The organism is Paenarthrobacter sp. TYUT067, assembly GCF_023656375.1.
Taxonomy (GTDB): Bacteria; Actinomycetota; Actinomycetes; order Actinomycetales; family Micrococcaceae; genus Arthrobacter.
In genome coordinates this window covers 144992-158202 of record NZ_JAMOIT010000013.1, presented here as the reverse complement: position 1 = coordinate 158202, position 13211 = coordinate 144992, and the positions used below count along the sequence as shown (strand labels likewise).

At 62.6% G+C, this 13211-nt stretch carries 11 protein-coding genes; 10 read left to right on the top strand and 1 reads right to left on the bottom strand.

Annotation, left to right across the window (positions count from 1 at the left end; genetic code table 11):
* The first annotated feature begins 117 nt into the window (after nucleotides 1–117).
* The 4 genes from MOD31_RS13575 (at nucleotide 118) to MOD31_RS13560 (ending at nucleotide 5960) form a co-directional block, all read left to right on the top strand.
* Nucleotides 118–2136, top strand: a complete 2019-nt coding sequence (locus MOD31_RS13575) for a penicillin-binding transpeptidase domain-containing protein (RefSeq protein ID WP_374206991.1) — start codon at nucleotides 118–120, stop codon at nucleotides 2134–2136.
* Nucleotides 2137–2170: 34 nt separating this feature from the next.
* Nucleotides 2171–3853: an ABC-F family ATP-binding cassette domain-containing protein gene (locus tag MOD31_RS13570; protein ID WP_024818822.1), complete on the top strand. Its 1683-nt coding sequence runs from the start codon at nucleotides 2171–2173 to the stop codon at nucleotides 3851–3853.
* A 155-nt stretch (nucleotides 3854–4008) separates the two neighbouring features.
* Nucleotides 4009–4776, top strand: a complete 768-nt coding sequence (locus MOD31_RS13565) for a DeoR/GlpR family DNA-binding transcription regulator (RefSeq protein WP_142937327.1) — start codon at nucleotides 4009–4011, stop codon at nucleotides 4774–4776.
* A complete protein-coding gene (locus MOD31_RS13560) occupies nucleotides 4773–5960 on the top strand; it encodes an MFS transporter (RefSeq protein WP_142937328.1) in 1188 nt (395 codons plus the stop codon). The genes MOD31_RS13565 and MOD31_RS13560 overlap by 4 nt, the downstream gene beginning before the upstream one ends.
* On the opposite strand, the gene MOD31_RS13555 is transcribed toward MOD31_RS13560, so the two are convergent.
* On the bottom strand, nucleotides 5905–6609 hold the full coding sequence (locus MOD31_RS13555; protein WP_166841981.1) for a phosphatase PAP2 family protein: 705 nt from the start codon (nucleotides 6607–6609) through the stop codon (nucleotides 5905–5907). The genes MOD31_RS13560 and MOD31_RS13555 overlap by 56 nt on opposite strands.
* Before the next feature lie 55 nt (nucleotides 6610–6664).
* On the opposite strand from MOD31_RS13555, the gene MOD31_RS13550 reads away from it, so the two are divergent.
* From MOD31_RS13550 to MOD31_RS13525, 6 genes are all read left to right on the top strand, one after another.
* The gene (locus MOD31_RS13550; RefSeq protein WP_250820907.1) at nucleotides 6665–8167 is read left to right on the top strand and encodes a bifunctional phosphatase PAP2/diacylglycerol kinase family protein; all 1503 of its coding nucleotides are present in this window, start codon (nucleotides 6665–6667) and stop codon (nucleotides 8165–8167) included.
* Nucleotides 8168–8315: 148 nt separating this feature from the next.
* Nucleotides 8316–9260: an ABC transporter ATP-binding protein gene (locus MOD31_RS13545; RefSeq protein ID WP_142937331.1), complete on the top strand. Its 945-nt coding sequence runs from the start codon at nucleotides 8316–8318 to the stop codon at nucleotides 9258–9260.
* 2 nt (nucleotides 9261–9262) lie between these two features.
* Nucleotides 9263–10114: an ABC transporter permease gene (locus tag MOD31_RS13540; RefSeq protein WP_142937332.1), complete on the top strand. Its 852-nt coding sequence runs from the start codon at nucleotides 9263–9265 to the stop codon at nucleotides 10112–10114.
* A 26-nt stretch (nucleotides 10115–10140) separates the two neighbouring features.
* Nucleotides 10141–11430, top strand: a complete 1290-nt coding sequence (locus MOD31_RS13535; RefSeq protein ID WP_142937333.1) for a histidine kinase — start codon at nucleotides 10141–10143, stop codon at nucleotides 11428–11430.
* Complete coding sequence (locus MOD31_RS13530) at nucleotides 11427–12119, top strand: response regulator transcription factor (protein ID WP_250820906.1); 693 nt, start codon at nucleotides 11427–11429, stop codon at nucleotides 12117–12119. Before MOD31_RS13535 ends, MOD31_RS13530 begins: the two co-directional genes overlap by 4 nt.
* A 180-nt stretch (nucleotides 12120–12299) precedes the next feature.
* Nucleotides 12300–13187, top strand: a complete 888-nt coding sequence (locus MOD31_RS13525; protein WP_142937335.1) for an intradiol ring-cleavage dioxygenase — start codon at nucleotides 12300–12302, stop codon at nucleotides 13185–13187.
* Nucleotides 13188–13211 lie beyond the last annotated feature (24 nt).

Here is a 13211-nt window from a genome sequence, read left to right as displayed (position 1 = left end):
GTGCGCTTCGTAGCCTGACGTGCAGACCGCCGTCGCCCGCTGCCTCCGTCCGGGGCAGCTGGCGACGGCCGTCCGTCTAACGGGCACAACAAGAAAGTGTCAGGGGAACGGGGCATAATGTCGCAAATGGGGAAACTGAAAAAACATCGTCTTGTTCTTGGTCTCGTAACGCTCGTGATGGCCGGCTCGCTAACCGCCTGTGATGACGGCCGCGCCGGTGCGGAAGGGGCAGCGAAGCAGCTCGCTTCCTCTCTGTCAGCGCTCGACGTCGGTTCGCTCACCGTGGAGGGCAAGGACGCCGCCGCGGCCAACGAACAACTCAAAGCCGTGTTCGAGGGACTCGACGCCAAACCGGCAGTAGAGTCAGGCGACGTTAAGCTCGACGGCGACACCGCAACGTTCCCCCTCAAGTACAGCTGGAACATCGGCTCGGCAAAGTGGGAGTACAGCTCCGAAGCCACACTGAAGAAGGCCGGTGACAAGTGGGCTGTCCAATGGGCACCTGCACTCCTCGCCCCGGAACTTTCCGAGGGTGAAACCTTGTCCGTCAAGACTGTTCCCGCCCAGCGTGGCCAGATCCTGGGTGCTGGAGATGCCCCCATTGTTGAGGACCGTCCCGTCTTCCGCGTGGGCATCGACAAAACAAAGGTTCCGGCGGAGCAAGCCGACGCTTCCGCGCGTGCCATGGCTGCACTCCTCGGGCTGGACCCTGAAGAGTACGCCAAGCAGGTTGCTGCCTCAGGTCCGCAGGCTTTCGTGGAGGGCCTTGTGCTGCGCGCCTACACGGCGGAAATCACTGAAGCTAAAATCGAGGCCATTCCCGGCGGATCGAGCATCCTGGACTCCATGGCTTTGGCTCCCACCCGGACTTTCGCGCGGGCATTGCTCGGCAGCGTTGGTCAAGCCAGTGCTGAACAGATTGAAAACTCCAATGGTGCGCTGCGCGCCGGAGACACCACGGGCACTGGCGGTCTGCAGCAGAAGTACGACTCGTTGCTGCGCGGTAAAGATGGCGTGGAAGTCCTGGCAACTCCCGAGGTTAAGTCCGAAGGTGAGACCCCGGGCACCAAAGTGTTCTTCTCGTCCCTCCCGTCCCCGGGCACCACGCTGAAAACCACGCTGGACCTGAAACTCCAGCAGCTGGCGGAGGAAACGTTGGCCGGTGTTGGGCCCGCGTCGGCCATTGTTGCCCTTAAGCCATCCACCGGCGCTGTACTAGCCGCAGCGTCCGGACCAGGCAGCAACGGCTACAACACGGCCATGCTTGGCCAATATGCGCCGGGTTCCACCTTCAAGATTGTTGATTCCCTGGCCATGTTCCGCAACGGCGCCACCCCCGATTCCAAGGTTGAATGCCCCTCAACGCTGACCGTGGACGGCCGCACGTTCAAGAACGCCGAAGGGTATCCGGAAAGCTCCCTCGGCTCGGTGGCCCTCCGCGACGCTTTTGCGCACTCCTGCAATACGGCCTTCATCAACGCCCGGGATGCCGTCAGCCAGGACCAGCTCGAATCCGCAGCTCAGGCTCTGGGCGTGGCGGTTGAAGCTCCCAAACTGGGGGCAGACGCGTTTTTGGGTTCTGTTCCGGGCGCTGCCGAAGGTACCGAGCACGCTGCTTCCATGATCGGCCAGGGCAAGGTGCTCTTTTCCCCGCTCTCAGCCGCGGTCATGGCAGCTTCCGTCGCCAACGGTGCGCCCGTCTCTCCGCAGCTCGTGCTGAACGCTGATGCCGCACAGGGCTCGGAGGCCACTCAGAACCCCAGCGCCGGTGCCACGCCCACCGAAAGTGGTGCCGCGTCGCCGTCGTCCGCGTCCGCTTCCGCTTCAGTGAGCGCCGTTCCTGTGTCACCGGCGTCCACCAAGCCGATCACCAAGGAAGAAGCCGCTGCACTGTCCGACATGATGCGGGCTGTAGTGACCTCAGGCCACGCTGGCTTCCTCGCCGAAGTTCCCGGTACGCCGGTCGGGGCCAAAACAGGCACCGCGGAATTCGGCAATGACAACCCGCCAAAGACCCATGCGTGGATCGTGGCGACGCATGGGGATCTGGCGGTTGCCGTGTTCGTGGAAGAGGGTGGCTTGGGTGCCACTACCAGCGGACCCCTGCTGAAGTCGTTCCTCACCGCAGCCGGCTGACACCGGAGGGGGACCGTCGTGGGAGGATTGAAACGTGGCCCATATTGACGTTTCAGGCATCGACTACTTCCTCTCCGACGGCACCCAGCTGCTCAACGGGGTGACCTTCAAGGTCCCCGATGGCACCAAGACGGCGCTTATCGGGCCCAACGGAACGGGCAAGACCACCCTGTTCAAGATCATTTCGGGAGATCTCACCCCCGACGAAGGTGTGGTGGGCCGCTCCGGAAACATGGGCATCATGCGGCAGTTCGTGGGCCAGGTGCGGGACGAATCCACTGTCCGGGATCTCCTCGTTTCCACGGCGCAGGCCAGCCTCGCGGCCGCTGCCAAGGCTGTGGAGGACGCCGAGCTGGCCATGATGGAGCACGACGACGAGCCCACGCAGATGAAGTATGCGCAGGCGATCGTGGACTGGGGAGACGCCGGCGGATACGACGTCGAGACCGTCTGGGACGAGGTCTGCATGGCAGCCCTCGGTATTTCCTTCGACAAGGCACAGTTCCGCCGCGCCTCCACGTTGTCAGGTGGCGAGCAGAAGCGCCTGGTGCTTGAAGCGCTGTTTGCCGGCCCTGACGAACTCCTGCTCCTCGACGAACCGGACAACTACCTTGACGTCCCTGGCAAGCGTTGGCTTGAGGGCAAGCTCAACGAGTCCAAGAAGACCGTCCTGTTCATCAGCCACGACCGCGAGCTGCTCAACAATGCTGCGGGTCGCATCGTGACGCTGGAGCCAGGCATTAATGGTGCCAGCGCGTGGATCCATGGTGGTGGTTTCGGCTCCTACGTTGAGGCGCGGGCGGACCGAAACGCCCGTTTCGAGGAACTCCGTAAGCGCTGGGATGAGGAGCATATAAAGCTCAAAGAACTCGTCAACATGTACAAGAACAAGGCCGCTTTCCGTTCCGATATGGCTAACCGGTACCAAGCAGCGCAAACCCGTCTGGCCAAGTTCCTGGAAGCCGGCCCACCCGAGGCCTTGCCGATCGAGCAGAACGTCAAGATGCGCCTCAAGGGTGGGCGAACAGCCAAGCGTGCCGTCGTGGCCGAGAAGCTGGAACTGACCGGTCTCATGAAGCCGTTCTCCACAGAGATCTGGTTCGGCGACCGCGTTGGTGTTCTTGGTTCCAACGGTTCGGGCAAGAGCCACTTCCTGCGCCTCCTGGCTACCGGCGGCACCGATCCGGAGCGTGAGCACCTGCCGGTGTCCGAGGTAGTGATTGCTGAAGTGCCGCATCAAGGCACCGTGAAGCTGGGTGCGCGCATCCGGCCAGGGTTCTTCGCACAGACGCATGTCCGGCCTGATCTGTTGGGACGGACGCTGCTCGAGATCCTGCACCGTGGCGACGAGCATCGTTCCGGACTCGCCCGTGAGGCCGCCGCCGGTGCCTTGGATTCGTACGGCTTGGCCGGTCAGTCCGAGCAGAAGTACGAGTCCTTGTCCGGTGGTCAGCAGGCACGGTTCCAGATCCTGCTCCTGCAACTCTCCGGCGCCACGTTGTTGCTGCTGGACGAGCCTACGGACAACCTTGACCTTCATTCGGGCGAGGCTCTGGAACGGGCCATCGACGCTTTCGAGGGCACTGTCCTTGCTGTCACGCACGACCGCTGGTTCGCAAAGTCCTTTGACCGTTTCATGATCTTCGGTTCCGACGGCAAGGTCTACGAGTCGGAGGAACCCGTGTGGGATGAGAAGCGGGTGGAGCGCGCCCGCTAAGCCCGAATGCTCTCTCACATAACAGCCGCTTTCGGCGAACGCTCTTGCACCTGCTGCGAGAGCGTTTCGCTTTAAGCCATGGGATGTGAGAGATGGATAGTGCTCAAATGATCATGCTATGTGATTATTTGAGCAAATGTTGCTACGGTTGAAGCATGGGAACTGCTGACCGCCACCGGCTCATTGGCGAGCTGTTGCGCACCCGCGAGCAAGCAACAGTGGAAGAGCTCGTCCAAGCAACAGGAGCTTCCGGCGCCACCGTCCGCCGCGACTTGGAAATCCTCGCCGCCAACGGAGTCCTGAAGCGCGTCCACGGCGGTGCACGCAGCCTGTTGGCGCGCGGAGACAACCCAGGTTACGGGCAACGCGAATTGGAACACCACGAAGCCAAGGTCCGTATTGCAAAGGTGGTGGACCAGCTGATCAGGGACCGCGAATACGTGTGGCTGGACAGCGGATCCACGGCAACGGAAATCGCGCGCCGCCTGGGTAACCGTGAAATCACGGTAATGCCCATGTCACTGCATGGCGTCGAGGCCCTCACTCACACCAAGGACGGCCGCGCGCCGGAGCTCATTCTTCCCGGCGGCCGTCTCATCCCGGGGGAACAGTCGTTCCGGGGACCCATGACCGAAGCCAACATTCGCTCACTGAGGTTCGACACCGCCGTCGTAACTCCCTGCGCACTTAACCTCAAGGACGGCCTGCTGGCCCACGATCTTGATGATGCCGCGGTGAAACGTGCCGGACTGGAATCCGCGGCGCGGGTCATCGCGGCATCCGCAGGCAGCAAGTGGAATGCCAGCGCAGTAGCTCTCGTGGCAGCCATGGAGGCTGTGGACGTCATCGTGACAGACCAAGAACCATCCCCCGACGATCTTGCCCGGCTCAACAAACTCTCCGTGGAAGTTGTGATTGCATGACCACCAACACCAGAAGCACCACCAACGTCAACGCCGCGGCCGTGGCGACGTTCCTGATCTTCGGCATGAACGGATTGGTCTTCGCCAGCTGGGCTGCGCGCATCCCTGCTGTGACGGAGGCGCTCAGCCTGACGTCCGGCCAGATGGGCACGCTATTGCTCTGCACCGCTGTGGGTTCTCTACTGGCGCTGCCATCGGCCGGATGGGTAGTGGGCAGGATCGGTACAGCCAACACGGTCCGGGTGGCCGGCATCGTGGCTGGCGCCGCAGGTGCAGCCATTGCCTTCTCACTGATGACCGCTTCCGTTCCGGGTACGGCGGTAGCCCTGTTCTTCTTCGGCATTGGCATCGGGCTATGGGACGTGGCTCAGAACATCGAAGGCGCTGACGTCGAGCACCGGCTCAAGCGCACCATCATGCCCCAATTCCACGCTGCCTTCAGTGGTGGGGCGTTCCTGGGCGCCCTGATCGGTGCCGGACTCTCCCAACTGGGTGTGGGCCTGCCGGAGCACTTGTTGGTTATCGCGGCGATCGCCATCGCCTTGGCGCTGACAGTTCCCAAGTACTTCCTGCCGCACGAGGTGGAAGAAATTCACGACGGCGGCGCGGTGGCTGAGAAGGGTCCCACAGCTTGGCGGGATGGCAGGACGCTGCTCATCGGTGTGGTGGTCCTCGGTGCCACGCTCACCGAAGGTGCGGGCAATGACTGGATCGCGAAGGCTGCGGTGGACGGCCTCGGAGCCTCGGAGTCCACCGGTGCGTTGCTCTTTGCGCTCTTTGTCCTGGCTATGACCGTCATGCGGTTCTTCGGCGGCAAGGCGATCGACAAGTTTGGACGAGTGAACGTCCTCCGGGCCAGCATGGCAGCAGCCGCCGCAGGGCTCGCACTGTTTGTCTTCGCAGGCAATGTGGTCCTGGCCGGCGTTGGTGCGGCACTGTGGGGCGTTGGAGCGGCCTTGGCCTTCCCCATGGGGATGTCGGCCGCAGCGGACGACCCCAAGCATGCAGCCGCCCGGGTATCCGTGGTTTCCACCATAGGCTACGTAGCCTTCCTGGCTGGTCCGCCACTGCTGGGCTACCTCGGCGACCACACCGGAATCCATATGGCTTTGCTTGCCATCGGTGCGCCTATTTTGCTTGCTCTGCTTCTTGCCGGCGTTGCGAAGCCTTTGCCGACCAAATAGTGCGCCCGTCTGCCAGCTCATTCTCCTTAATGCATGTGTCTCGGAAGTACCACCACATGAGGAGCACAGTGCCGGCGGCAAGGCACGCCCCGCCCAGGACATCACTGAGCCAGTGGGCCGAGAGGTAAGTGCGGCTCATCATCATGGCGATCACGCCAAGGGCGGCGATCACTGCCATCCACCAGCGTCCGATCAGCAACGTGGTCACCAGGAGGAACGCCGTGGTTGCAGATACATGCCCTGAGGGGTATGAACCTGTATCGGTGAGAACCCTGGCCCCCTCTGGCCGGTCCCTGCCCACCACGGCTTTCGCCAGCTGCGTCAGCGCCAGTACGGAAAGGCCGCTTGCAGCCGCGAAGATGGCTGCTTTGGGTCGGCGCCATATCAGGAGCGACGCAGCCAGCACCGCGTGGAAGAAAAGCATCCCGGCATACCCTGCCCAATTGAGGACTGCGTTCACCTGATCCCAGAACGGGGAGTGCAGGCTGAAGGCGTAGGATTGCCAGCCGGTGTCCGCACGGTTGAAGGCCGGCTCGCCTGGCCCTGCCATGATCAACACCCCGGGAACTGCAAAGGCGCACAGCAGGAGTACTCCGGGGGTGACCAGCTGCCAGCCGGGGCGCGGACGTGGATGGAGTACACGAATCATCCATTCATGGTAGCCATGGCAGATGGGTGGCACCGGCAGGCGTTAGTGTGAAGGCATGCGAGGCTTCTTGGGCAAAGGCCCCAAACGGGTTGCGAGGTTTGACCATTTCCTGGTGCGGGCAGTGTCCCGGCAACCCCAGGGCGATCACGATGTCTTTTTCCGGAGACTCTCCGCTGCGGCCACCAAAGGGAAGTTGTGGTTCGGAATAGCCGGAGTCATGGCCGCCTTTCCCGGAAAACCGCGCAGGGCGGCCCTTCACGGGGTGCTCGCGCTAGGTGTCGCGTCAGCGGTCACCAACCTCATCTTCAAGCGGCTGCTCCCTCGGGCCCGCCCCCTCCCGACGCACCTGCCGCTGTTCCGCTTCGTGAACCCGCAACCCACCAGTTCCTCCATGCCCTCGGGTCATTCCGCGTCCGCCGTGGCATTTGCTGTGGGCGCTGGGATTGTCTCCCCCGGCCTGGGTCTGGCCTTTGCTCCGATTGCTGCGGGAGTGGCCTACTCACGCGTGCACACGGGCGCCCACTGGCCCTCCGATGTGGTGTTCGGTTCCGCACTGGGCGCCGGAGCAGCCGTCCTGACCCGTAAGTGGTGGCCTGCCAGACCTGCTGAACCGACACCTCGCCGAACGCCTGCGAAGGCGCCGGCAATATCTGATGGCGACGGGCTGGGTATAGCGGTCAATGCCCTGGGTGGGTCCTACACCCCTGAAACCGCGGAACTTTTGCGGGGCATATTCCCTAAGGCACATATACGTGAAATTTCCGAGGGTGAAGACGTAGCGGCTGAAATCGAGGCGGTCGCAACCCGACCAGGCATCGTCGCCTTGGGCGTTTGGGGCGGCGACGGAACGGTGGGCACCGCGGCGGCTGCCGCCGTCGAACATTCACTGCCGCTCCTGGTCCTGCCAGGGGGAACCCTCAACCACTTCGCCCGCGACCTCGGTACCAGCTCCATAGACGATGCAATCGACGCCGTGACCCGAGGGCAGGCGGCTTCCGTCGATTTGGGCCATGTGGTGGTCCAGCGGGGCCTTCCCGAGGCGCCCGAGACCACCGAGTTGGCCATGCTGAATACTGCCAGCTTTGGCGTCTATCCGAATCTGGTGCGTCGCCGGGAGAGATTGCAGCCCGCTATGGGTAAGCCGTTGGCCGGCGTGGTGGCATCGCTCCGCACCTTCGGAGTGAACTCCCCCACCACACTCCTGGTTGATGGGGTGAAGCACAAGCTCTGGATTCTCTACATGGGCAGGGGCAGGTTCTACCCCAGCGACCATGCACCACTACGCAGGCCGGTACTGGATGACGGTGTTTTCGATCTGCGCATGATCACTGCGGACGAGCCGTTTGCCCGTGCAAGGCTGCTCTGGGCAGTCGTGACGGGTACGGTTGCCGCCTCCAAGGTCACCCACCTGACCGAGGCCACTACCGTTACCGTGGAAGCGATTGGGCAACCCTTGGTTCTGGCGGTTGACGGGGAGCCGAAGCCTGGCGTCCGCAAAGCCACCTTCACGGTGAAGCCGGGCGAGCTTACCGTCTACTCGCCGCTGTCGGAGGCCTAACGCGCGGGGGCATCATCCGCGAGGACTACCCTGACTGAACCCTGAATCATCCCTGAGACAGGCGATTTGTGTTCCTTCCGTGAGTAGCGTTGTAGCTACATTCGAAACTCACTTGCACGCACATGTGCTCCGAGGAGGGAACGCTTCCATGATCGAAGCAAAAGGCCTGACCAAGGTCTACGGCGAGAAGACCGCCGTGGGCGGCGTCAGTTTCACTGTCCAGGCCGGACGGGTGACGGGCTTCCTGGGTCCGAACGGTGCCGGCAAGTCAACCACCATGCGCATGATCATGGGGCTGGACGCTCCGACGTCGGGCTCTGTAACCGTCAACGGTGAGCCCTTCGCGCAACACAAGGCGCCGCTGCGGGAGATCGGTGCCCTGTTGGACGCCAAGGCTGTTCACACGAGCCGCACCGCATACAACCACCTGCTTGCCATGGCAGCAACGCACAGCATCCCCAAGAGCCGTGTCCGGGAAGTCATCGAGATGACCGGACTGGGAGACGTCGCCAAGAAGAAGGTCAAGGGATTCTCACTCGGAATGGGTCAGCGCCTTGGCATCGCCGCAGCGCTGCTGGGTGACCCGCAGACCATCATCCTCGATGAGCCGGTGAACGGTCTTGATCCTGAAGGCGTGGTGTGGGTTCGCAACCTCGTCAAGTACCTGGCTTCCGAAGGCCGCACGGTGTTCTTGTCCAGCCACCTCATGAGCGAAATGGCGCTGACTGCAGACCACCTGATCGTGATCGGCCGCGGCAGGATCATCGCCGACGCACCCATCGCCGAAATTATCACCGGCAAGGGCCATGCACGGACCCGCGTCCGCACGGACCAGCCTGAACGCCTCATGCAGCTCCTGGCCGGCACCGGCGTATCCGTGGAGGTCCACGAACGCGAACTGCTGGAAGTTTCAGGGCTTGATCCCCGCGGCATCGCCCGTACGGCTTTGGACAACCAAGTGATGGTCTACGAGCTCACACCGCTCCAGGCAAGCCTGGAAGAGGCTTACATGGAACTGACCAAGGACGAGGTCGAATACCACTCGCACATCACCACCGGGGCCTCGGTTCCCGCCCAGGCCGGAGGGAAATAGACATGAGCACCACCACTGTGGACCGCAAGTCCATCCGCAACTCCGTCGGTCCCGGACCGGCATTCCACCGCGTACTCAACTCCGAATTCATTAAGTTCCGCACGCTGATGTCCACGCTGATCCTCCTGGCTTCCACTGCCTTGGTGATGGTGGGCTTCGCGGCCCTCTCAGCATGGGGAACAGGACAGTTTGCAGAGCAGGTGGCCAACGACCCTGAGGCCGCTGCCGCCATGGCAGCGCAGGGTGGGGACCTCGCGGTGAGCATACCCACCTCGGGAATCTCGTTTGCCCAGCTCATCCTCGGGTCCTTGGGCGTCCTGCTCATGAGCTCCGAGTTCACCACCGGAATGGCACGCTCCACCTTTGCCGCCGTTCCCAAAAGGCTTTCGCCCTTCCTGGCAAAGCTGATTGTGGTGATGGTCAGCTCGTTCCTCCTGACCGCCGTGTCCATCTACATCGCCGGGCTGGTGTCGCTCCCTATCGTGGATAACTACGACCTCAAGCTGGATCTGGGCAGCTCACAGTCGGTCAAGCTCCTGGTGGTCAACAGCATCTACGTGGCAGCTGTAGCGGCCATTGGCATGGCCCTTGGAACGATCGTGCGGAACTCTGCCGGCGGCATCATGAGCTTGGTTGGACTGCTGTTTGTGGCACCCATCGCTTTCCAGCTCATCCCCGGTGATTTCTTCAAGGAAGCCAACAAGTACCTGCCCACCAGCACCATTAGTCCGTTGACCGCCGTCGAGCATGTTCCTGAAACGCTGGAAGCCTGGCAGGCAGGCTTGGTCCTGGGAGCTTGGGTAATTGTCCCGGTTGCGCTGGCCATGATTTTGCTCAAGAAGCGGGACGTCTAGGACGGAGTGCCGTCTAGGCTCGATTCATGACTGAAGCTCCACAGATGAAGGACGTATCGGCCACCACGGCCGATGCGTCCTTCGCTGAAATTGCCCAGCGACGCAGAGGCCGGATCCGGCGCTACTTCTTCAAGCGTCCCCGCGCCATGGATGCCGTGGTGATCCTCTGCTACGTTCTCCTGGCGCTGCCCACCATCATTCCGTCGGCCGTCGACGGTAAATGGCTCGTGGTGGTAATTCTGCTGTTGATCGCCTCGGCGTTGTTCTTCAGGCGACGGTTCCCGCTGCAGGTGGTTCTGGCAGTCGCGCTTCTTGAAATAGCGGCCACCATCCTGAACCCATGGGGCTCGAACGTTTCCGCTGGCCTGTGGTTCGCACTGTACGCGGTGGCGGCGCTCCGGAGGCGTGCGCTGACCCTGGTGGTGTTCGCCGCGGCCAGCCTCCCGTTGAGCCTTTTGTACTTGTTCATGTGGACCAGCCCCAGCCAGATGGACAATTTGCAGGACGTCCCGGAGAACTTCCACCTCATCAACAACATCGCCACCGCCGTGACCATCATGCTCTCCAACCTCCTCGCCACGGGCATCGGCATCTCGGTACGCCAGCGCAGGGAGCATGAGGCGGAGATCGCGGCCTGGGCTGCGCGGACAACGCAGCTGGGCAAGGTCACCGAACGGAACAGGATCGCCCGCGAAATGCACGACGTCGTTGCGCACTCGCTGACGGTAATGATCAGTCTCTCGGACGGCGCCGCCGTGGTGGTCAAGAAGGATCCGCAGCGGGCCGGCGACGTCCTCGGCGAACTGTCGCGCACGGGAAGGGCCGCCTTGGCAGATATGCGCCGGGTGCTCGGTGTCCTGCGCGACGATTCCGGGCGGCCAGCACCGCTGACACCCCTTGAATCCGGGCAGAACCTGGCGAAGCTCTTGGACGGTTTCCGAACTGCCGGACTGCCGCTGCACTATGCCCATACGGGACCTGGCCTCCCGGCTGACCCGGCTTTCGAACTGACGGTCTACAGGATTGTGCAGGAGTCGCTGACCAACGTTTTGAGGTACGGGCGCTCGCTCAGCCGGGTTGATGTCCAAGTGGCTCGCGACGGCGATTTGGTCACCATAGACGTGCTCGACGACGGCCGGGGAACCCGCGAAGGTGGCAGCGAGTCCGTGGGCAGCCTGGGGACAGGACAAGGCATTGCCGGAATGAATGAACGCGCCGGAATCTATGCTGGAATCGTTACTGCCGGTCCGGGAAAAAGGGGAGGCTGGGCGGTCCACGCCGAGCTCCGCTGGAACGGCGAAAAGGGGGAATCATGACCGAAGACATCATCAACGTGCTGCTGGTGGACGATCAGCCACTGCTGCGGATGGGCTTCCGGCTCATTCTTGAGGGCGAAGAGGACTTCCACGTTGTGGGCGAGGCGTCGGATGGGATTGAGGCCGTACGCCAGGTAGAGGCCCTGCAGCCGGACGTGGTCCTGATGGACGTGCGTATGCCAGGCATGGACGGCATCGAAGCAACACGACGGATCTCGGATTCAGGCTCCGATGCGCGGGTCATCATCCTGACCACTTTCGACCTTGATGAGTACGCTTTCAGCGGCTTGCAGGCCGGTGCTTCCGCGTTCCTACTAAAGGACGTTGCGCCATCTGAACTGGTTCATGCTGTGCGCCTGGTAGCCAGTGGCGATGCGGTGGTGGCGCCGCGAGTCACTCAACGCCTGCTGGAAACCTATGTTCGAGGCGGCGTGGTGCCCGGACATTCTCCGAGCCCGCACCGCGATCCCCTTTTGGACGAACTCACCCCGCGGGAAACCGAAATCCTCACCACTATCGCCGAGGGCCTTTCCAATGCTGAGATCGCCCATAAGTTCTTCCTCTCCGAGGCCACTGTAAAGACTCACGTGCGCCGGATCTTGAGCAAGCTCCAGTTGCGGGACAGGGTGCAGGTTGTGGTTTATGCCTATGAATCCGGACTCGTGGTGCCCAGCAACCCGGACTACTAGTCTTGTCTGTGGCTTCCTGACCTCCTTTAATGAGAAAAAGTCGAAATGACAACCTGTCTGGGTTGCTGTTGACGTACTTGTGCCTCAAAGGGGGTCAGGAAGCAACTCGACGATCGGGTGCACAGTCGCGGCACAGCTTTCCCATATACAACCCCTAGGCGCGGCGCGTTTCATGGATGCATGACTACTCCTCACCCCGACCACGACCGCGGCCTCGAGTTCGACCTCTCCACACTCCTGAGCCGGCGACACGGCCTGGGGATGCTCTTCGGCGCAGGCGCGGCAGCAGCCCTGGCGGCCTGCACGCCAAGTGCGGGCGGTGGCAGCGCATCGCCGTCGAGCACTGCCAGCGCTACTGCCGCCCCCACGGCAAGCACGACGGCGGCCGCGTCGCCTTCCGCATCGGCCACGAGCACGGTGACCCGTGCCTTCGCTGAATGTGGAGTGGAGATCCCGGAGGAGACGTTGGGGCCCTATCCGGGCGACGGTTCCAACGGCCCCAACGCGCTGGAGGCCTCCGGGGTGGTTCGTCGCGACATCAGGTCCAGTTTTGGCGGATCCACCACCAAAGCCGAAGGCGTACCCTTGACGGTTACGCTGACGCTCTTGGACAATTCCAACGGTTGCGCCCCCTTGGCCGGCGCCGCCGTCTACGCCTGGCATTGCGATCAGGATGGCAAATACTCGCTCTACGACTCAGGCCTTGAGAACGAGAACTACCTCCGCGGCGTTCAGGAAGCCGACGCCAATGGGCAACTTACTTTCAGCACCATCTACCCGGGTGCGTACAGCGGTCGCTGGCCTCATATTCACTTTGAGGTATTTGAATCCATGAGCAACGCGACGGCGGCCGGGCAGGTCCTCGCGGTCTCCCAAATCGCGCTTACCGAGTCTGCCTGCAAGGAGGTTTATGCGACCTCCGGCTATGAAGCCAGTGCCCGGAACTTCCCGAATACCACTTTGACCTCGGACAACGTCTTTGGGGACGATGGAGGAATATACCAACTGGCGACTATGTCCGGCTCGGTCTCGGGCGGATACACAGCCGCGCTGAACGTCACTGTATAGCCCGGTAAGCACGAGGAGCGGGGG

Bases quoted from the DNA above. Each gene is read 5' to 3' on its own strand.
- MOD31_RS13565 (WP_142937327.1), top strand. From the start codon at position 4,009: ATGGGAACTGCTGACCGCCACCGGCTCATTGGCGAGCTGTTGCGCACC.
- MOD31_RS13540 (WP_142937332.1), top strand. From the start codon at position 9,263: ATGAGCACCACCACTGTGGACCGCAAGTCCATCCGCAACTCCGTCGGT.
- MOD31_RS13545 (WP_142937331.1), top strand. From the start codon at position 8,316: ATGATCGAAGCAAAAGGCCTGACCAAGGTCTACGGCGAGAAGACCGCC.
- MOD31_RS13555 (WP_166841981.1), bottom strand. From the start codon at position 6,609: ATGATTCGTGTACTCCATCCACGTCCGCGCCCCGGCTGGCAGCTGGTC.
- MOD31_RS13530 (WP_250820906.1), top strand. From the start codon at position 11,427: ATGACCGAAGACATCATCAACGTGCTGCTGGTGGACGATCAGCCACTG.
- MOD31_RS13525 (WP_142937335.1), top strand. From the start codon at position 12,300: ATGACTACTCCTCACCCCGACCACGACCGCGGCCTCGAGTTCGACCTC.
- MOD31_RS13575 (WP_374206991.1), top strand. From the start codon at position 118: ATGTCGCAAATGGGGAAACTGAAAAAACATCGTCTTGTTCTTGGTCTC.
- MOD31_RS13560 (WP_142937328.1), top strand. From the start codon at position 4,773: ATGACCACCAACACCAGAAGCACCACCAACGTCAACGCCGCGGCCGTG.
- MOD31_RS13535 (WP_142937333.1), top strand. From the start codon at position 10,141: ATGACTGAAGCTCCACAGATGAAGGACGTATCGGCCACCACGGCCGAT.
- MOD31_RS13550 (WP_250820907.1), top strand. From the start codon at position 6,665: ATGCGAGGCTTCTTGGGCAAAGGCCCCAAACGGGTTGCGAGGTTTGAC.